This is a genomic window from Candidatus Paracaedibacter symbiosus, assembly GCF_000757605.1.
GTDB classification, from domain to species: Bacteria; Pseudomonadota; Alphaproteobacteria; order Paracaedibacterales; family Paracaedibacteraceae; genus Paracaedibacter_A; species Paracaedibacter_A symbiosus.
In genome coordinates, this window is the sequence record NZ_JQAK01000004.1 from 120,200 (window position 1) to 138,468 (window position 18,269).

Annotated in this window: 15 protein-coding genes and 1 pseudogene; 4 read left to right on the forward strand and 12 right to left on the reverse strand. The window is 41.8% G+C overall.

Going from position 1 to position 18,269, the window contains the following annotated elements:
• Nucleotides 1–35: 35 nt before the first annotated feature.
• The 4 genes from IG80_RS0109085 to IG80_RS0109105 all read right to left on the reverse strand — a co-directional run bounded on the left by IG80_RS0109085 (nt 36) and on the right by IG80_RS0109105 (nt 6,338).
• A complete protein-coding gene (locus tag IG80_RS0109085; protein ID WP_075553224.1) occupies nt 36–1,073 on the reverse strand; it encodes a COX15/CtaA family protein in 1,038 nt (345 codons plus the stop codon).
• A gap of 93 nt (nt 1,074–1,166) precedes the next feature.
• Entirely contained in the window at nt 1,167–2,330 is a 1,164-nt protein-coding gene (locus IG80_RS0109090) for an isovaleryl-CoA dehydrogenase (protein ID WP_032113741.1), read from the reverse strand.
• A gap of 194 nt (nt 2,331–2,524) precedes the next feature.
• Entirely contained in the window at nt 2,525–5,254 is a 2,730-nt protein-coding gene (gene polA / locus IG80_RS0109095) for a DNA polymerase I (protein WP_032113742.1), read from the reverse strand.
• Between the two features lie 394 nt (nt 5,255–5,648).
• Entirely contained in the window at nt 5,649–6,338 is a 690-nt protein-coding gene (locus IG80_RS0109105; RefSeq protein WP_198027334.1) for a tetratricopeptide repeat protein, read from the reverse strand.
• A 198-nt stretch (nt 6,339–6,536) separates the two neighbouring features.
• Here IG80_RS0109105 and IG80_RS16885 point away from each other — a divergent pair.
• Nucleotides 6,537–6,664 (forward strand): annotated as a pseudogene (locus IG80_RS16885) (helix-turn-helix domain-containing protein); the annotation flags it as partial.
• A 337-nt stretch (nt 6,665–7,001) separates the two neighbouring features.
• Nucleotides 7,002–7,823, forward strand: coding sequence for a hypothetical protein (locus tag IG80_RS0109110; protein ID WP_198027335.1), 822 nt, complete (start codon nt 7,002–7,004; stop codon nt 7,821–7,823).
• Between the two features lie 400 nt (nt 7,824–8,223).
• On the opposite strand, the gene rpsD is transcribed toward IG80_RS0109110, so the two are convergent.
• A complete protein-coding gene (gene rpsD / locus IG80_RS0109115; RefSeq protein WP_032113746.1) occupies nt 8,224–8,838 on the reverse strand; it encodes a 30S ribosomal protein S4 in 615 nt (204 codons plus the stop codon).
• A 75-nt stretch (nt 8,839–8,913) separates the two neighbouring features.
• Entirely contained in the window at nt 8,914–9,639 is a 726-nt protein-coding gene (locus IG80_RS0109120; protein WP_084756346.1) for a DMT family transporter, read from the reverse strand.
• Between the two features lie 358 nt (nt 9,640–9,997).
• On the opposite strand from IG80_RS0109120, the gene IG80_RS0109130 reads away from it, so the two are divergent.
• On the forward strand, nt 9,998–11,641 hold the full coding sequence (locus IG80_RS0109130) for a L,D-transpeptidase family protein (RefSeq protein ID WP_032113749.1): 1,644 nt from the start codon (nt 9,998–10,000) through the stop codon (nt 11,639–11,641).
• On the opposite strand, the gene IG80_RS0109135 is transcribed toward IG80_RS0109130, so the two are convergent.
• The 3 genes from IG80_RS0109135 to IG80_RS0109145 form a co-directional block, all read right to left on the reverse strand.
• Nucleotides 11,627–12,199 carry a hypothetical protein gene (locus IG80_RS0109135; RefSeq protein ID WP_156962149.1) on the reverse strand — a complete coding sequence of 191 codons (573 nt, stop codon included), beginning with the start codon at nt 12,197–12,199 and terminating at the stop codon, nt 11,627–11,629. The two genes, IG80_RS0109130 and IG80_RS0109135, sit on opposite strands and share 15 nt — an antisense overlap.
• Before the next feature lie 404 nt (nt 12,200–12,603).
• Nucleotides 12,604–13,170 carry an aminoacyl-tRNA hydrolase gene (pth, locus tag IG80_RS0109140; protein ID WP_032113751.1) on the reverse strand — a complete coding sequence of 189 codons (567 nt, stop codon included), beginning with the start codon at nt 13,168–13,170 and terminating at the stop codon, nt 12,604–12,606.
• 11 nt (nt 13,171–13,181) lie between these two features.
• Nucleotides 13,182–13,772: a 50S ribosomal protein L25/general stress protein Ctc gene (locus IG80_RS0109145; protein WP_032113752.1), complete on the reverse strand. Its 591-nt coding sequence runs from the start codon at nt 13,770–13,772 to the stop codon at nt 13,182–13,184.
• 257 nt (nt 13,773–14,029) lie between these two features.
• Here IG80_RS0109145 and glnA point away from each other — a divergent pair, with 257 nt between their 5' ends.
• Entirely contained in the window at nt 14,030–15,436 is a 1,407-nt protein-coding gene (glnA, locus tag IG80_RS0109150) for a type I glutamate--ammonia ligase (protein ID WP_032113753.1), read from the forward strand.
• 328 nt (nt 15,437–15,764) lie between these two features.
• On the opposite strand, the gene IG80_RS0109155 is transcribed toward glnA, so the two are convergent.
• Genes IG80_RS0109155 through plsX form a run of 3 tightly spaced genes read right to left on the reverse strand, consistent with a single transcriptional unit; the run spans nt 15,765 to nt 18,092 of the window.
• Nucleotides 15,765–16,061, reverse strand: a complete 297-nt coding sequence (locus tag IG80_RS0109155; protein ID WP_032113754.1) for an integration host factor subunit alpha — start codon at nt 16,059–16,061, stop codon at nt 15,765–15,767.
• Nucleotides 16,062–16,101: 40 nt separating this feature from the next.
• Complete coding sequence (locus IG80_RS0109160) at nt 16,102–17,067, reverse strand: beta-ketoacyl-ACP synthase III (RefSeq protein WP_032113755.1); 966 nt, start codon at nt 17,065–17,067, stop codon at nt 16,102–16,104.
• Nucleotides 17,064–18,092, reverse strand: a complete 1,029-nt coding sequence (plsX, locus tag IG80_RS0109165) for a phosphate acyltransferase PlsX (RefSeq protein ID WP_032113756.1) — start codon at nt 18,090–18,092, stop codon at nt 17,064–17,066. Before plsX ends, IG80_RS0109160 begins: the two co-directional genes overlap by 4 nt.
• Between the last annotated feature and the right edge of the window lie 177 nt (nt 18,093–18,269).

Sequence of the window (18,269 nt, forward strand, 5' to 3'; positions counted from 1 at the left end):
CCTAAGGAAACAATGCCTTCCAATATTGCGGTATCCTAAGACTCCCGATATATCGCAAATTTTACGTACAATACAAGCGTCAATACCACGACAGCTGTCCCTTGATGCAATGTTCCCAGCAGCACTGGCACCTGATGGAGGAGCGTCATAATCCCAAGCAATGCTTGCAAAAACACGCCAGCTATCACAAGAGCAGCGGTGTACCTCAAAGATTCAGATACTTCTTTTCGCATCAACAGAGCCATCCCAGCCGCCAGAAAAACGAATGTCAGAATGGCTAAATATCGGTGTATCCATTGCACCATCGCCGCGTTTTCAAAAAAATTTAAATAAATGGGTTGCAGAAAATTCCATTCCGAGGGAATGAAACTTCCTTCCATCAACGGAAAAGTGTTGTAGATAAGCCCTGCTTTAAGGCCAGCCACAAGGGCACCATAAAAGATAGTGAGGATGAGGAACAAGGACCCCAAATGCAAAATTCCTGTCACCGCGGCTAGCTGCGGCTGGCGCGTCTTTGGCCGTTGGTGCCAGACCTTGAGGCCCGTCCAAAACAGCATCGCATAAAGCACCATTGCTAAAAGCAGATGCGTGGCCAACCGATAATGGCTGACGGCAGGATCCTTCACCAGACCACTTTTCACCATATACCAGCCCATAAAACCTTGCCCAGCACCAATTACCATCGCTGCCAGGGACATTTTTTTGACAAACGGCGATAACCGACCCCGCCCCCAGAAGTAAATAAGAGGGATAAAGAAAACTAACCCGATGAGTCGCCCTAATAGACGGTGGGCATATTCCATAAAGAAAATAAATTTAAACTCGGACAATGCCATATCAGAGTTGACCAGTTTATATTCCGGGAATTGCTGATATTTAGTAAATTCGTCTTGCCATGCCCCCTCAGAAAGTGGTGGCAAAATTCCCGTTACTGGCTTCCATTCGACAATCGATAACCCAGAATGGGTCAGCCGAGTTGCGCCCCCCAGCATGATCATTAGCCAGATTAAAAAACAGGTTCCAAACAACCAGATCAACTGTTGTTTCGTGTTCATTTCTGTGTGTTGGTTCATTGCTCATAAATCCAATTAGTAATGGATAATAATATATTTTGGAGGACAAAACAAAGCTACTGAAGCTCCCCGTTTGTCCTAGGCTCTGTGAACCTAATAACTCTTACCGCCGAGGAATAGTTCACGGCCAATCAACATACGACGAATTTCTGACGTTCCTGCGCCAATTTCATAAAGCTTCGCATCACGCAAAAAACGGCCTGTAGGCGTTTCGTTGATATACCCCATCCCCCCATAAATCTGAATCGCATCCAGCGCAAGTTTGGTAGCATTCTCCGCGGCAAACAAAATAGCTCCTGCCGCATCTTGGCGCGTGACTTTGCCGTGATCACAGCTTTTAGCAACCGCATAGACATAAGCACGGCTCGCATTGAGGAGAGTATACATATCTGCAATTTTACCTTGGATAAGCTGAAACTCGCCGATTTTTTGGCCAAACTGTTCGCGTTCTCGCACATAAGCAAGGGAGACATCCAGGGACGCCTGCATAATTCCTAGCGGGCCTGCCGACAAGACAACGCGCTCAAAATCCAACCCACTCATTAAGACCCGAACACCGCGGTTATAATCTCCTAAAATATTTTCTTGAGGTACAAAGCACTCATCAAAAACTAGCTCGCATGTGTTGGATCCCCGCATCCCCATTTTATCGAGTTTTTGAGCCGTGGTGAATCCCTTATACCCCTTTTCGAGAATAAAGGCCGTAATCCCTTTTGAGCCCGCGGCCGGATCGGTCTTAGCATAGACTACTAATACTTCAGCGTCAGGACCATTGGTAATCCACATTTTGTTGCCGTTCAGCACAAACCCACCATCAACTTTATCGGCACGAAGACGCATACTCACCACATCTGATCCAGCACCGGGCTCACTCATCGCCAATGCGCCGACATGCTCACCGCTCATTAATTTGGGGAGATATTTTTTCTTTTGCTCCGCTGTGCCATTTAATTTGATCTGGTTAATGCATAAGTTTGAATGGGCGCCATAACTAAGTCCGACAGAAGCAGAGGCTCGGGAAATTTCCTCCATCGCCACCACATGTTCGACATAACCCATGCCTGAACCGCCATCATTTTCTGGAACCGTAATTCCAAGCAGCCCCAGTTCCCCCAATTTGGGCCATAAATCCCGGGGAAAAATATTGCTCGCATCAATTTCTGCCGCCCGCGGCGCAATATGTTCATCGGCAAAAGCACGAACAGTCTCCCGAACACTTTCCGCAATGTCACCGAGGCCGAAATCAAACTGGATCATTTTTTATTCCTAATTTGGCAATTTTAAATTTCCCCCAACAAAACGCGCAGAAACCAGCATCTTGAGGGTATTTTTGGTATATTTATCATAAATTGAAAATAAGTGATAGGGAAGAATGAAATGGATCAATCTTCCGCTATTACTGTCATCCTATGAAGACCTTGAAAGTCTATTGGGGGGGTGAAAAACCAACTTTAATGAGCTTCATCCCAGTTATTACCCACTCCTACCCCCACAACAAGAGGCACTTTGAGGTGGACAATCCCTTCCATCAATTTACGCAACACCTCAGTTGTTTTTTCAACTTCCGCCTCTGGCACCTCAAAAATCAATTCATCATGCACTTGGAGTAGCATTTTTGCGTGAAGCTGATGTTGCTCAAGGGTTTGTGGGATTCGATGCATTGCTTTCTTAATAATATCCGCATTTGTTCCCTGCAGCGGCGCATTAATTGCTTGGCGTTCAGCAAATCCTCGCATTCCGGGGCTTTTATCGAGAATGCCAGGGGTAAAACATTTACGGCCAAACAGCGTTTTCACATAACCATGTTCCCGCGCATAGTCTTTAGTTTTTTCCATATAATCATTAATTCCGGGATACTTTTCAAAATAGGCTTTAATATAACCGCCTGCTTCCCCTGTGGAAATAGAGAGTTGCTGCGCCAAGCCAAAGGCGCTAATCCCATAAATAATCCCAAAATTAATCGCTTTTGCCCGGCGGCGCAGGTCCCCCGTGATTTGATCAAGCGGCACGCCAAACATCTCAGACGCTGTCGCCGCGTGAATATCGTGCCCATCCCGGAAAGCTTTAGACAATTGGGGCACATCCGCCATTTCGGCAAGCAAGCGCAGCTCAATTTGAGAATAGTCGAGAGATAAAAGTTTATGTCCTTTTTCAGCAATAAACGCACGCCGAATTTGTCGTCCTTTTTCGGTTCGAATGGGAATATTCTGCAGGTTTGGATCAGATGACGCCAACCTGCCAGTAGATGTCCCTGCCATGGAATAGGAGGTGTGCACACGTCCAGTTTTATGGTTAATAGCGGCCAGCAATCCATCCACATAGGTTGACTTTAGCTTAGACAGGCCACGCCACTCCAGCACCTTTGCAGGCAGCTCATGCCCCTGCTCTACCAATTTTTCTAGGACGTCAACATCGGTTATATAAGCGCCTGTCTTAGACTTTTTAGGCGCTGGCAATCCCATCTCAATAAAAAGAACTTCACCGAGTTGCTTAGGCGAACCAATATTAAAGGGTCGGCCAACAAGTTTATGAATGAGTGTTTCCAGCACCACCATTTCCATCGCATATTGGTTTCCTAATTGACGCAGCAAAGCGTCATCCACCTTAATGCCCGCAACTTCCATTGCCACAATGATTGGTACAAGGGGGCGCTCAATTCGCTCATAGACTGTTGTGACTTTTTCAAGAGCCAAGCGGGGCGCAAGATGCTGATATAACTTAAAAGTTACATCGGCATCTTCGGCAGCATAGGCAGTTGCTCTTTCCAAATCAACTTCATCAAAACGCTTTTGATTTTTGCCCGTCCCCACGACATCAGTATATTTGATGGTTGCGTGCATGAGGTGTCGCTCAGCTAATTCATCCATTCCATGGCCATGTTTGCTGCCATCCAAAACATAAGACATCAGCATCGTATCGGTAATGGGCGTAATCGCAATATCATATTTCGCTAATACGCCTAAGTCATATTTCAGGTTATGGCCAACTTTTAGTACCGCCACATCTGTCAATAATGGCTTTAGACATGCCGCCACCTCTGTCAGACTTAATTGCTTATCCAATGGCTCTTCTTTTGCCAACATCAGTTGATCTTGACGCCGTTTGTGCCCTATGGGTATATAAACCCCTGTTCCGCTTTCAAAGCTTAAAGAAAAGCCGACAACCTCAGCTTCCATAATATTTAGAGAGGTTGTCTCAGAGTCAAAAGCCACCACCGGTTGGCATAAAGCTTCTTTTACAAACGCCTGCAGCTCTGCTAAATCAGTAATACAGTGATAATTTTTTTCCCCTTCATTGCTGTGGGCAGGTACTCCAAATTGCTTGTCTAAGCGGCTCACCAAACTTGTAAAGCCTTGCAACCGAACAAAATCCTTTAAAACAATAGAATCGGGCGATCGCACCGCCAATGCCTCAATCGCCATAGGGAGAGGCGCTGTAGGACACAATGTGACGAGTTGCTTGGAAATACGGGCATTTTCTGCATAGTCCATCAGCAATTGGCGTCGTTTAGGTTGTTTGATCGTCTCGGCTTGCTGCAATAATGTTTCTAAATCTCCGAACATATTGATCAACTCTGCCGCCGTCTTAACACCAATTCCTGGAATACCCGGGACATTGTCGACAGAGTCACCAGCAAGAGCCTGGACATCAATCACTTTTTCTGGCAGAACACCAAATTTCTCTAACACCTCGGCATCCGCAATAGGTTTGTTTTTAATAGGATCCAACATGGTGATCCCTGGGCGAACCAACTGCATCAAATCTTTATCTGAAGAGACAACAATCACTTCAATTCCTTGTTTCACTGCCTCATCGGCGTAAGAAGCGATCAAATCGTCTGCTTCATAGCCTTCCAGCTCAATGGAGGGAATTTGAAATGCTTCACAGGCCTGGCGAATAATGGAAAACTGTGGAATCAAGTCTTCAGGAATGTCCGGACGATGGGCTTTATACTCGGGATAAATATCCTGACGAAAGGTTTTGCGAGCCGCATCAAAAATCACCGCTAAATAATCTTCCCCATGGTTCGCCTGGGCTTGCTCTAAGAATCGCATCAATATATTGCAAAAGCCGTAAACTGCTCCTACTGGCGTTCCATCGGCACGACGCAACGGCGGCAACGCATGAAAAGCGCGAAAGATAAAACCTGAGCCATCAATCAAATATAGTTTTTTTGTCATAAGTGGTGCCGTTATTATGGGGAATTCTTGGCCAAAAGGTAGCAGTATTTTAAACCAATTATCAATGAAGTTCTGCTTATTTTATCCATTTAAAAGGAGGTATGGATCATTTATACCTAAAACACCTGCAAAAGCCGGTTTCTGGTTTCTACAGGTGTTTTGAGTATGGATAAATTTTTTTCTAAATGTAAGGGATTATTTCACTCCTTGCCTTACGACCACATCTCTTTTGTAAACAGACCTCTAACTTGTCTTAATCTCTCTAACTCCGCCTCAGAAAGATGCATATTCTCTAGATGCCTTTTTGATTGTTTATGACCAAGAGCGACAGCCTCTTGATATAGCTTTCTCGCTTCATCAACAGTTCCTAACCCTTTTCTGTGGTAAATAAAAGCTAGTCTACTCTTAATTTCTCCCAATTTTTTTTGCCTAGAATTTGTTCCGCATTTTCTCTTTCAATAACCTTTTTAAAATATACAGCAGCCTGGGCGAAGTCTCGGAATTTGTAATAAGCAAGTCCTATTCCGTAGTACCCTTCTAAATATCCCTGCTCAGCTGCTTTATTATACCAATCAATTGCGTCATCTACATTTGCGTCAATTTTATCTTTTCCCTCTGAACCTTCTCGTAAAATATCTCCCAAAGCAATTTGAGCCAAGGGATTTCCACTTATTGCAAGTGGGGCATATAATTTATATGCCATATTCATCTCCTTTGCTTCGTAATAAAGCTTAGCTAAACGCAGGGTTGCCTCCTCGCCTACTCCTTGGCGAATAGCCTTCGAATAAAGCTTTATGGTTTCCTGTATATTTTTTTTCCCCCCTAGTCCTGTCTCCCACATGTATCCAAGTAATAGGGCAGCCTGAGGGTGATCTTTTCCTACAGCCTTAGTAAGTAAGAGGCGTGCTTTTTTTAAATCTTCTATGTTTGGTTGGGTTGGACCACTTTTTTTTATAGCTGAAACATAATAATAATATCCCAATTCATACAACTTTTTTGGATCCGCATTTTCATATGACTCTTCCATACCACTTTCAGGGAGCCGGCTATAACTGTGGCTGGCAACAGAAGGTTCATATTCCATTGCCGAGACATACGTAGAAGATATACCCAACATAGCTAAAAATAGCTGCTTAACCATTTTTTCCTCCGTAAATAATACTGAAACCTAGTAAAATGAGTTAAACAGGCTACAGCATAATTTTTGGTTAATTATGGAGGAAGTTTTTTTAAAGAGAATCAGAATACTGGATTTATGAGGCCTGTCTCCTAAGCATTAGAGCTCTCAGCCTTAAAAAAGGGTAAGGCCAAAGCCCTCCGTTTTCCACGCTCGAGGCTATTTGCAAACACCTAGATTGCCAACCAGAAAATATTTTAGAATACACGATGGATATAAGAAAAATAGATTAAGAAGAGGAAAACTGCATATCTTTTGGAACTGGCGTAAGAGGACAAAAGATATGCAGCTTTCTTTTTAGTATTGGAAATACCATGGTAATACAAGAGGGAGAAATTACCTTTTTTTCTCCTCCATAAGCTGAAGTCTCACTTACTATGCTACCCTGTAAAAAGAATTTTATCCTTTTATAAATTTACCTCATAAGGATTTATTTCCATGATAAGAAATTTCATATTTAGTGTACTACTAGTTTGGAGCCTCTCTGTTTCTCAGGCGAGTATAATTAATGAAAAAGGAGAAATTGCGCCTCAAGTTATAAAAATATATTCATATTTTACACACGGCCCTGTGTTAGATAATCCGGATAAAATTTCTGAATGGAGTGATTTTGCCCAAAAAAATTTCCTTCGTCCTAAAAGCTCAGAAAGATTGGATAAAAAAGCGATAAGTCACTACAAGCAACTCTGCGCTTCACTTCCCTTAGATGATAAAAAAGAAATTTTAAATCAATTCAATCAATTAGGTCATATTGATACCATTAATCCTAAATCTACGACTCCCAATCACATATTGATTATGGGCTCCACTGTCCAAAATATGCGCAAACGTATTATGTTTTTGGTAAAATTAATAAAAGACCAAAAAATTAATATTACCCCTGAGACAAAAATTGTTGCCCTGGTAGGCGAACGACCTTTATTTGAGTCAGAAACAGAAAGTGTTTTACTAGATTCCTCTCCTTACGAAACAGACCCTACCTGGAAGGCTCCCAAAAACCTTCCTTCTGATGAAAGGGAGGCAGCAAGGTTTATTTGGGGTCAATTAAAACTCCCAGAAATCCTAAGAAAAAAAGGTCTTCATTTTGTAGACACGGAAAAGAAAGAGAATGAATCCAGAGCCCAAACTGAGGATTGTATTCAAACATGGCTTAAAATCGACAATGTTAAAGGGGAGGTTACCATGATATCTTCCAATCCCTATGTTGGTTATCAACAATCGGTGGCGAAGCTCGCCATAAAAAAAGCAGGCCTCGAAAATGAGGTACATTTAGAAGGTGTCGGGAGTGCAGCTTCCTTCGAGGAAGAAGATATTGAGGTAATATTAGGTCTCTTATTAGATAATCTAGCGCGAGAAATCTACACTGAAAAGCAGATAAAAGAGTTGGGGTGACCCTCTCCCCTCAACGTTAGGTTATTTCTTTAAGGTCGGTACCTTTTACCTGCGGAATCGGGAGTCAATGCAGTTTGCATTTAATAGGCAAGGTGGTTAGTGAATCCAATTGATCTTCGGAAAATTATAGCCCCCAAATTGGAGGCGATTTTTTTGTGCAGAGAGCACAGCAGGTAGGCTCGCCCTGCAAAGGTCGAATGAAAAAAAGAGACCAAAGGATACGGAGGCAGAAGTTGGGCTTTTCAATGGCGACAAGTAGATAAGCCAGATTACCAAAAAAGCCACCTTTATAGGTGGCTTTTTATCTTTGTATGCTAATGGTGTGATAGACTAGGCCATTGCTTCAAATGATATTTAACTTCGAATGTTTTCATTGCTCAAAAATAAGCACACGCTACTATTAACGTGAGTAGAATTCCACAACCAAGTTTGGTTCCATTTGAACTGGGTAAGGAACTTCGCTGAATTGCGGTCCACGAATGAAACGACCTTTCATTCCTTTGTGATCAACTTCGATGTATTCAGGAACATCGCGTTCGGCAGACTGTGAAGCTGCGAGAACGTTTACGTTTTCTTTCATACTACCAAGCAAAGTAATTTCATCACCATCTTTTACTTTATAAGAACCGATGTTAACACGCTTACCGTTAACAGCAATGTGTCCATGGCTTACAAGCTGACGTGCAGCGAAAACGGTTGCCACGAATTTCATGCGGTAAACAACAGCATCCAAACGACGTTCTAAAAGTTGAATGAGGTTTTCAGAAGTATCACCACGAAGGCGGATAGCTTCTTGATATAAACGATGGAACTGGCGTTCACCAATACTACCATAGTAGCCTCTCAGCTTCTGTTTGGCGCGCAACTGAACACCATAGTCAGATGGCTTGGAACGTTGTTGACCATGTTGACCTGGACCATAGCTACGGCTATTTACAGGACTCTTTGGGCGACCCCACAGGTTAACACCAAGGCGGCGATCAATTTTGTGCTTTGCGGCAATACGCTTCGTCATTAATAAACCTTAAAATCAATTATCTTAAATAAATTAAAATCTTATCTTTGACATACGACGTTTTTACATCTTTTGTCAAACCGTTTCTTTGGAAATTTTTTTATTTTCTTGAAAAATAACGAAAAGATTCGCCATAATAATAAGCCCGCTCCCTATGATTAGAGCCATATTAGGAACTTCTTGAAAAAAAAGAAATCCATACGTCAGACTCCAAATCAAAGCAGTATACAGGATCGGTGAAAGCAATCCCGCAGGCGCATAGGCATAGGCAGTGGTCACCAAATACTGACCGATTCCCCCTCCCAGCCCCAAAGCCATAAAGATCAAAAAATCATAGGCAGTTGGCATCATCCAAAAGAAGGGTAAGAAGCATCCACTTATTATACTTGCAATTACCAAATAGTAAAGCGCAATTGCTAATGGATGGTTAACAGCAGCTAATTTGCGATTATGAACCATAATCACTGCCTCAATAAAGGCGGAGATCACCCCAAAAACGACCCCCCAGTTAAATACATTTTGGGTTGGCCTTGCGATAATTAGCACCCCCACAAAACCAACAATGACTGCCCCCCATTTTGATAAGCCTACCCTTTCACGCAACATAGGAAACGCAAGAGCTGTTACAAAAACAGAAGAGGTAAACATAAACACGGTCGCCTCTGCCAAGGAAAGCAGTAAGATTGACTGAAATAAACAGCACAAACTCGCTACACCAAACACAGCGCGCAAACAATGAATTGGTAAATTTTTAACTTTTAAAAGCGGCAAACTTCCTTTAAAAAAAAGACGATGATGCAAGGGATAATTGCAAAGAAGTTTCTAAAAAACACCACTTCAATAATAGGATAAGACTGCTCCATCGTCTTTAACAAGGCATTGACACTGACAAAAACAAACATTGCCACTGCCAGACAAATTATACCTAGGAGATGTTGCCTTTTTAGAGATAGTTGAGGTTGAGGGCCCCCCAGGGTGTCAGCCATATTACTAATTACTCTTCTCCTGCAAAAATAGTCAACATGAATACTTCGGACTAATTATAAAACTAATTATAAAACTTGAAATATACCATATTTATTTCCTATTAACTTCTTTTATCTTATCATATAAAAATTAAGGTGGTATGCACTTTCTCTGAGCCAAGGAGCAGTTGTTTATGATGACGTTGCCAAAAACACACAAGATTATATTAAGCTTCCTAACAACGTGTTTTATTATCTCACCCCCTGTTGATGCAGCGCCTGAAAATTCGCTTACTACGATAGTAGAGGCAGGTCAGATAGCTGAGCACCCGATTAAACAACTTCTTTCGCAAGATAAAAGATACTCCAGTGATACAATTGCTTTTTACAAAGAAAATGGCTACCAATCTGCTTGGATGAGCGGGAACAATCTTAATCATGCAGGGGAAATTGCCTTAGAGGTTTTAAAAAATGCAGATAAAGAGGGATTAAATCCCACCGATTATGAAGCAGCTGAAAAAGCAGTAAAAAACAATCTACCTTCAGAAGAAATTGACGTCATCCTGACCAATGAATTTATTCGCTATATTGATGATGTTCGAGTCGGCCGTATCCCTCCTTCTCATACCGCCCGTATCATCAAAATCACCTCTCCCCACACCACGCCAGTCAAGCTGTTGCAAGAGGCGCTTAAGGATTCAAGTGGAGAGAAGTTGCGGCAAATGGCGCCTACTATCCCCGACTACCAAGTCTTAAAAAAAGCACTGGCAGACTACCGCATACTCGGTCAACAAGCACCCCTCCCCGAAATCACAAAAGCGCTCCTTAAACTAGGAACAAAGGATCAAGATGTGGTTAACCTTAGGGTGATTTTGCATACTTATGGCGACTACAAGGGTGACAACCTCACATCAACCGAGTACGATAAGGAGATTGAAACTGCTGTTAAACTTTTCCAAAAGCGCCATTTTATTGATCAAACTGGCATAGTTAGTGATCAAACACGTAAAGCTCTTAACACCCCCCTCAATGATTTGATTAATAAAATCATTGTCAATATGGAACGCCTACGCTGGCTTCCCGATGATCATATAACCACCCGCTACGTCCTCGTCAATGTCGGGGGATATGAGGTCAAAGCCTACACCGACAATCATCTTGACCTTCGAATTAAAGCGATTGTGGGCAAAGAGACAACCAAAACCCCTCTCTTCTATGCTCCCTTAAAAAATGTAATCGTCAATCCCTCCTGGGGCGTACCACACAGTATTTTGATGCGCGACAAGCTCCCTAAAATCTTGCATGATCCAAGTTATGTCCACCGTGCAGGCTTTACTGTCTATGATTCAAACGACAATGTGATTGACCCAGATCAGGCCGATTGGACCCATGAAGGTAGCAATTATCACTTACGTCAAAGCCCTGGCGCTCATAATGCTTTGGGCCGTATTAAACTTAACATTGAGAATCCTTACACTATCTATCTGCATGGAACGCCTGATGAAAAACTATTTGATAAGACCGTGCGCAATTATTCTTCAGGATGTATTCGCCTACAAAAACCTGCGGAACTTGCCAGCTGGGTCCTGAATAATAACACAAAGTATTCGGTGGATGAATTGGACACAATAATCAAGCATGGAGCGACCGTTTCATTGCCACTGCAGGAGCAAATCAACGTTTACTTTACCTACCAAACAGTCTGGCAAGGAGATGAGGGAGAGATCTACTTCAGTCCCGACGCCTATAAGCTTGACCCAACACTAAAACAACTTTTAAATAGCGACTTAAAACGCGCCGTTGAGACAACCCATGGCGTTAAATCAAGGTATGCATAAAAGGTAAGTCGAAATCCACTGTATAGCATCCCAGATAGGGCACAAACAAGACCAAATATAGAAAACGGAAGACCCAATACCAGAAAATGCTAATAAAACTGTTGCGAAGATATTGTGATAATTAGGAAAAACAATTGGTTTTCTGCCATGCAACAATTCTTCCCCACAGTACTCGACAATTCGTGTTCTAAGAATTAAATCATTATACTTTTTAGACGAGAGCATAAGTCCTACAAATTCAAGCGAAGCAATCAACCTATAATAAGTCAATGCTACCAATGTTATCCCTACAATAAACAGCAATACAAACTGTGTTATTGTAAAAAGGAAATAAAAAAAAATAGCAAAACAAAAGGTTAAGACGATATCCAAACCAATAATCCATCCGAGCTCATTACCAGAAAAATACACCCAACACTTACGATAGAGGCTTAATTCCGGATAAAAAACAACAAGTACTATATATTTCCAACTCCAAAACCACTCTTCTTGAGCTAATGGATCAAAATGATGCTGATAACAAACATAGGAAATAATGGTTATTGAGAAAAGAAACATAAATCTAACAAAAAACAATAAATATGATTTAACCAAATATAATGTTTATTTTCAATTGATGTTTGTCACTATTTTCTAGCGCATGACAGAAAGAGAAAAAATATAATTTTCCAAGTCACTTTTAGGCAGAAATTGGCTACTCGATAATGTTAGTGTCAGTCCGTCATTCGCAAACTTGTATTGAACCTTTTAAGCACTATTGACATACTGAATTTAGTTTTGTCTGAAAATCTAAGAAATAGCTTGAATACTCCTCATTTGCACCAGAAGATCGCCGGGAAGTGAAGGGCAAGAGCTAAAACTTCTTACCTTTTTCTAACTTTGAGGTAGAGTTCAAATAAATAGAAGTTAGCTTTAATCTAAAGAGCATTGACTTTAGTGAAAGTGGAAAAGATAAAGAAGTTCTATTGAAAACGAAGATGAACTTTGGTGAGCCACTTACCTGGGTCACTGTCAAAAAGAGTATCAATTTCACAAGCAACCGCTGACAACAAGTCCGTCAGCCATTCTTCATCAGAAGATTTAAAATTACTCAAAACATAACCAGAGACAGCCTCTTTAAAGCCAGGATGACCGATTCCTAGACGCAACCGCCAATAGTCTTGCCCTAAGCAAGAATCAATACTTCTCAGGCCATTATGCCCCCCAGCCCCACCACCTTTTTTGACCTTAATCTTACCAGGTAGTAAATCTAAATCATCATGTAGAACATAAAGATGGTCTACGGGAATTTTATAAAATTTAGCAAGCTCTGCGACAGGCCGGCCAGACAAATTCATAAAGGTTATGGGCTTGCACAAAATCACACGATGATGGCCAATTTTGCCTTCACTCACTTGAGCACTAAATTTTGTTTTAAAGGGAGGGAAATTATATTGATCTGCAATCGTATCGATTGCCATAAAACCTACATTGTGACGGTTCATAGAATACTGAGGACCAGGATTCCCTAAACCAACCACAATATACATAGGCGAAAAGTTTACGCTTCTTCTTTAGCAGTATCACTGCTGGAACCAACGATGGTAACCAAGGTTGCGTCACGTTCTTGATGCGTAGGCACAACACCTTTTGGCAAAGCGAGATCTGTTATGTGAATACCTTGGTTGATTTCCAATTTACTCAAGTCAACAACGATTTGCTCTGGAATTGCGTTTGCAGGGCAAGTAACTTCGAGATTGTGATGAACGATGTTAATCGCGCCACCTTTTTTAACACCTGGAGCCTTGTCATCATTAATGAAAGATAATGGAACGTTAACCGTAATTTTTGCATCTTTACTGACCCGTTGGAAGTCCACGTGGAGTGGATGATCTGATACCGGGTGCAATTGAATGTCTTTTGCAAGCACATGCTGTTCTTTACCATCCAAAGAGATAGTGAACAAGCGGCTAAAGAAACCTGCTTTATACATTTCCTTGATCAAAACGCGTGGATCAAGCGCAATAAGTTGTGGCTCTTTATTGTTACCATAAACAATGCCTGGGACTAGACCGTCTTTACGTGTGGCTCTAGCGGCACTTGTACCTGAAGCTGCGCGGGATTGCACAACGATTGTTTCAACAGAACTCATGAAGTTACTCCGAAAAGTAAAAAAAATAAAACATACCTTGGCGAAGGTATACACCGTTTGGAAATTAAATGCAATGATAACATGAGAAAATTATATTTTCTAGACAGAAAAATTTAAAATTGAGTAAAACTCAACTGTAAAAATCACAGGCTACTGTGAACCTATTCGAATTGTAATAATTTTTAATTTAATTTTTTATACATAGCGTTTATTGAATTGCTATATTCTTATCAGACACTTTAAATTGGATAATAATAATGACTGAGCAAACCAAATTTTTAAATTTCCTCAAAACTGAACAGGTTGATTTTGTCGATTTTCGCTTTAGTGATATGCTGGGGCAATGGCATCATATGTCCTTCCCACAGAATGCCGTCACCGAAGATGTTTTAGACGAAGGTATCTATTTCGATGGCTCTTCCATCGCCGGATGGCGGGCAATTCACGAGTCAGACATGGTCATGAAGCCTGACTTATCTAAATATACGCTTGACCCTTTCTCCGCCCAAAAAACAGCAATTGTTATTTGCGATATATACGATCCACAATCAGGGAACGTCTATGAAAGAGACCCACGCGGGATCGCTAGAAAAGCTGAGGAACACATTAAAAAATCAGGGATGGCCACAACAGCATTCTTTGGACCAGAAGCAGAATTTTTTATCTTTGACAATGTTCGTTTTGGATTACAAAAGCTAAGCTCATTTTACGAGATTGAAGCTGACGAATTCCCCTCTACTAACAGGCGGGCTTTAGAAGTTTCAGCGCATGGTCATCGCCCTCAACCAAAGGGTGGCTATATGCCAGTTGGCCCTCTTGACTCCCTCCATGATTTGCGGGCTGAAATGGTAACAACTATGGCAGAAATGGGATTAGAAATGGAAAAACACCACCATGAAGTAGCCCCTGCTCAACATGAACTTGGCTTTAAATTCGGGACACTTCTTGAAACAGCTGACCATTTGCAGATCTATAAATACGTTGTTCGTAATGTGGCCCATACTTATGGCAAAACCGCAACTTTTATGCCAAAACCTATCTTCGGCGACAATGGTTCAGGCATGCATGTTCATCAATCCTTATGGCATAACAATACACCACTTTTTGCTGGCAATGGATATAGTGGCCTTTCGGAAACAGCATTATACTATATTGGAGGGATATTAAAACATGCAAAAGCGCTCAATGCGTTCACCAACCCCACCACCAACAGTTATAAGCGCCTCGTTCCTGGTTATGAAGCACCAGTAATCTTAGCCTACTCTGCACAAAACAGATCTGCAGCTTGCCGTATCCCTTCTGCAAAAGGCGAAAAAGCAAAACGAGTTGAAGTTCGCTTCCCCGACCCACTAGCTAATCCTTATCTTGGATTTTCAGCCATGTTAATGGCAGGGTTGGATGGCATTCGCAACAAAATTCATCCAGGTGAGCCAGTCGATCACAATTTATTTGAAGAGGTGGAAATTGCGCGCACACTGCCAACTGTTTGCGGCTCTTTAGGCGAAGCCCTGAAAGCCTTGCAGGAAGATTATCAATTCTTGTTAGAAGGTGACGTCTTTACAAAAGACTTCATCAATACGTATCTGACTTATAAATGGGAAGAAGTACATACCTATAATATGGCCCCTCACCCCATTGAATTCCAAAAGCTTTATTCGTTGTAGGGTCTGGAAGCTAGAGAGAAAGATGGTTTTGAGACATTTTAAGCTGAAGTGTCTTAAAGCCATCTTTGCGCGAATTAGAGGAGAGATCCCAAGCTCTGTAAACTTTTCATGAGAGGGGCTATTTGGGCGCTTTTTGCCTCTCAATTTCCTCCAATTCCTTGAAGTGGCTCTCCTACTTCAAAGCATTTGGCTTTATTTTCGGCTAAAAATATCTCAAAATATCTTATAGTCACAAATATCCACAGAATCTAGGATAAAAAAGTGACTTCCGGATAAAACCAGAAGTCTCATAAATAACGGTACGATATTCTAATACTGGAAATAAAAATCAACCGTTTTCTTGAACTGTTTTTTTGAAAATTGGCGAAGCTTTGAAACTAATCACCTGACGCGCTGTAATTTTTGCTGAAACACCTGTTCTTGGATTGCGTCCCAAGCGTTCTGTTTTCTTGCGTACGGCAAATGTTCCAAAAGAAGAGATTTTCACAGAACGGCCACTTGCCAAAGTTTTGCTAATTTCCCTTAAAACCGATTCCAAGATATCCGTTGCTTGTTGACGTGACACACTCGTTTTGTTGACAACATCAGAAACAATATCAGCTCTTGTGACTGTTGAATCAGCCATCTTAATCTTCCTCCATTACAAATAAAAAAGAATTAAAGTTTTACCAACGAATAAGCGCTGATCCCCATGTCAATCCCCCCCCCATTGCCTCAAAAATAATTAAGTCATTTTCCTTAACACGGCCATCTGAAACCGCGTCATACAAGGCTAATGGAATAGACGCTGCAGAAGTATTACCATGTTTATGAACAGTAATCACTACTTTTTCGCGTGGCAAATGAAAATGTTCAGAGACTGAATTAATGATACGAATATTTGCCTGATGTGGGATGAACCAATCAATATCAGCTGAGGTCAGTTGGTTAGCCTCAAGCGCCGTCATCACCGCTTGCCCCAACCGCTCAACTGCCAACTTAAAGATCTCACGCCCGCACATTTTAAGCACACCCTCTTGTTTCTCCTGCCCAGGCCCTCCATCCACATACAGTAATTCTTTATAACTACCGTCAGAGAAGAGGTGTGTTGACAAAATACCGCGATTTGTTGCCGCATTGGTTGCCTGTAAGACTAAAGCACCTGCACCATCACCAAAAAGAACAGCTGTTGTCCGATCCTGCCGATCAAGAATCCGACTCATGGATTCTGCGCCAATAACTAAAATTGTTTTAGCTTGGCCACAACGGATCATATTATCAGCAACAGATAAAGCATAAATAAATCCTGAACAAACAGCCTGCACATCAAAAGCAAAAGCCTTCTTGGCGCCTAATCTATGCTGAACAATGGTGGCAACAGAGGGAAAAATATTATCAGGTGTGGTTGTGGCCACAATAATCGCGTCCACATCCAAGGCTGCTATAGAGGCATTCTTCAACGCCTCTTCCGCCGCACTCACGGCCATGTCAGAGGTTGTTTCACTCTCTGACGCAAACCGTCTTTCCAGAATTCCAGTACGAGAAGCAATCCACTCGCTTGAGGTTTCCATAAATGTAGAAAAATAATCGTTAGTAATTACCTGGGATGGCAAATAGGTTCCACAACCAACTGGAATTGAGCGAAACATCATAAGCTAGCTCCGTAGATTTGTTGTAGTTTATTTTCTATTTCTTGGCCCATACCAACAGAATCAATTTCACTTGCAATACTTGCTGCCACATCAATCGCATAGCAGAATGCAAGCGCATCAGCCCCACCATGGCTTTTCACAGCCGCACTGCGCAATCCCAAAAAAACAGCCCCGTTATGTAATCGAGGATCCATTTTGTTACGAACGTTTTTAAAGGCGGACGACGCTATCCAGTAACCAAGCCTCCCAAGAAAGGTCGCCGAAAGCGAGCCTTTAATAAGATTGAAGAGTAGACGAACAGCGCCTTCCATGGATTTTAAAGCGATATTGCCGGTAAAACCATCAGTCACCACAACATCCGCTTTTCCCATAGTAATATCATCACCTTCAACAAAGCCGATAAAGTTGATTTGATCGCTTTCTTTGAGGAGCTGAGCTGCTTCTTGAACAACAACATCACCTTTTTGTTCCTCAGTTCCGACATTTAATAAGCCCACTGTCGGTCGCTCTTTGCCAAGCAACCGACAAGCCAATGATTCTCCCATTACCGCAAATTGGACAAGATTATCAAAGGAGCAATCAACATTTGCTCCTAAATCAAGACCAATACAAAAACCTTTAATTGTTGGAATTTTTGCTGCAATTGCGGGACGATCAATCTCACTAAGAGTATGGAGTAAAATTTTGGAAAGAGCCATATAGGCCCCAGTATTACCAGCGGAAACAACAGCTTGGCAAACCCCATCAGCCACTGATTGAACAGCAAGACGCATGCTTGATCGCTTGAGAGTACGAATCGCCACAGCTGGCTTCATATCTCCGGGAATTGCTTCATCGGTATGATGAACCATCACTTTATCTTGTAATAAAGGAAAAGATCTGAGCAAAAGATCAATGCGAGAAGCATCCCCAAACATATGAAAGTGGCAGTCTAAACCTCTTTCAATAGCTAGACTAGCCCCCTCAACAACGATTGCAGGAGCAGCGTCACCCCCCATTGCATCAAGAGCAATATTTATAGCCATTGGGTATACCCTCTTGATGCCATACCAATCATATAAACCGCAGGCATTCTATAGTATAAGTTATTTTTGATGCTCTTCACTTTACACCCCATATTTTGTGAAGTAGGAACGCTACCCCTAAAAAATAGGAGTGATTTTAAAGCGCTATACCTTTAAAATCTCTCTCAGACAGAAACG

Excerpts from the sequence above, each read along its gene's own strand:
- IG80_RS0109085 (WP_075553224.1), bottom strand. The coding sequence starts at position 1,073 with ATGAACCAACACACAGAAATGAACACGAAACAACAGTTGATCTGGTTG.
- IG80_RS0109090 (WP_032113741.1), bottom strand. The coding sequence starts at position 2,330 with ATGATCCAGTTTGATTTCGGCCTCGGTGACATTGCGGAAAGTGTTCGG.
- polA (WP_032113742.1), bottom strand. The coding sequence starts at position 5,254 with ATGACAAAAAAACTATATTTGATTGATGGCTCAGGTTTTATCTTTCGC.
- IG80_RS0109105 (WP_198027334.1), bottom strand. The coding sequence starts at position 6,338 with ATGGAATATGAACCTTCTGTTGCCAGCCACAGTTATAGCCGGCTCCCT.
- rpsD (WP_032113746.1), bottom strand. The coding sequence starts at position 8,838 with ATGACGAAGCGTATTGCCGCAAAGCACAAAATTGATCGCCGCCTTGGT.
- IG80_RS0109130 (WP_032113749.1), top strand. The coding sequence starts at position 9,998 with ATGATGACGTTGCCAAAAACACACAAGATTATATTAAGCTTCCTAACA.
- IG80_RS0109135 (WP_156962149.1), bottom strand. The coding sequence starts at position 12,199 with ATGTTTCTTTTCTCAATAACCATTATTTCCTATGTTTGTTATCAGCAT.
- pth (WP_032113751.1), bottom strand. The coding sequence starts at position 13,170 with ATGTATATTGTGGTTGGTTTAGGGAATCCTGGTCCTCAGTATTCTATG.
- IG80_RS0109145 (WP_032113752.1), bottom strand. The coding sequence starts at position 13,772 with ATGAGTTCTGTTGAAACAATCGTTGTGCAATCCCGCGCAGCTTCAGGT.
- glnA (WP_032113753.1), top strand. The coding sequence starts at position 14,030 with ATGACTGAGCAAACCAAATTTTTAAATTTCCTCAAAACTGAACAGGTT.
- IG80_RS0109155 (WP_032113754.1), bottom strand. The coding sequence starts at position 16,061 with ATGGCTGATTCAACAGTCACAAGAGCTGATATTGTTTCTGATGTTGTC.
- IG80_RS0109160 (WP_032113755.1), bottom strand. The coding sequence starts at position 17,067 with ATGATGTTTCGCTCAATTCCAGTTGGTTGTGGAACCTATTTGCCATCC.
- plsX (WP_032113756.1), bottom strand. The coding sequence starts at position 18,092 with ATGGCTATAAATATTGCTCTTGATGCAATGGGGGGTGACGCTGCTCCT.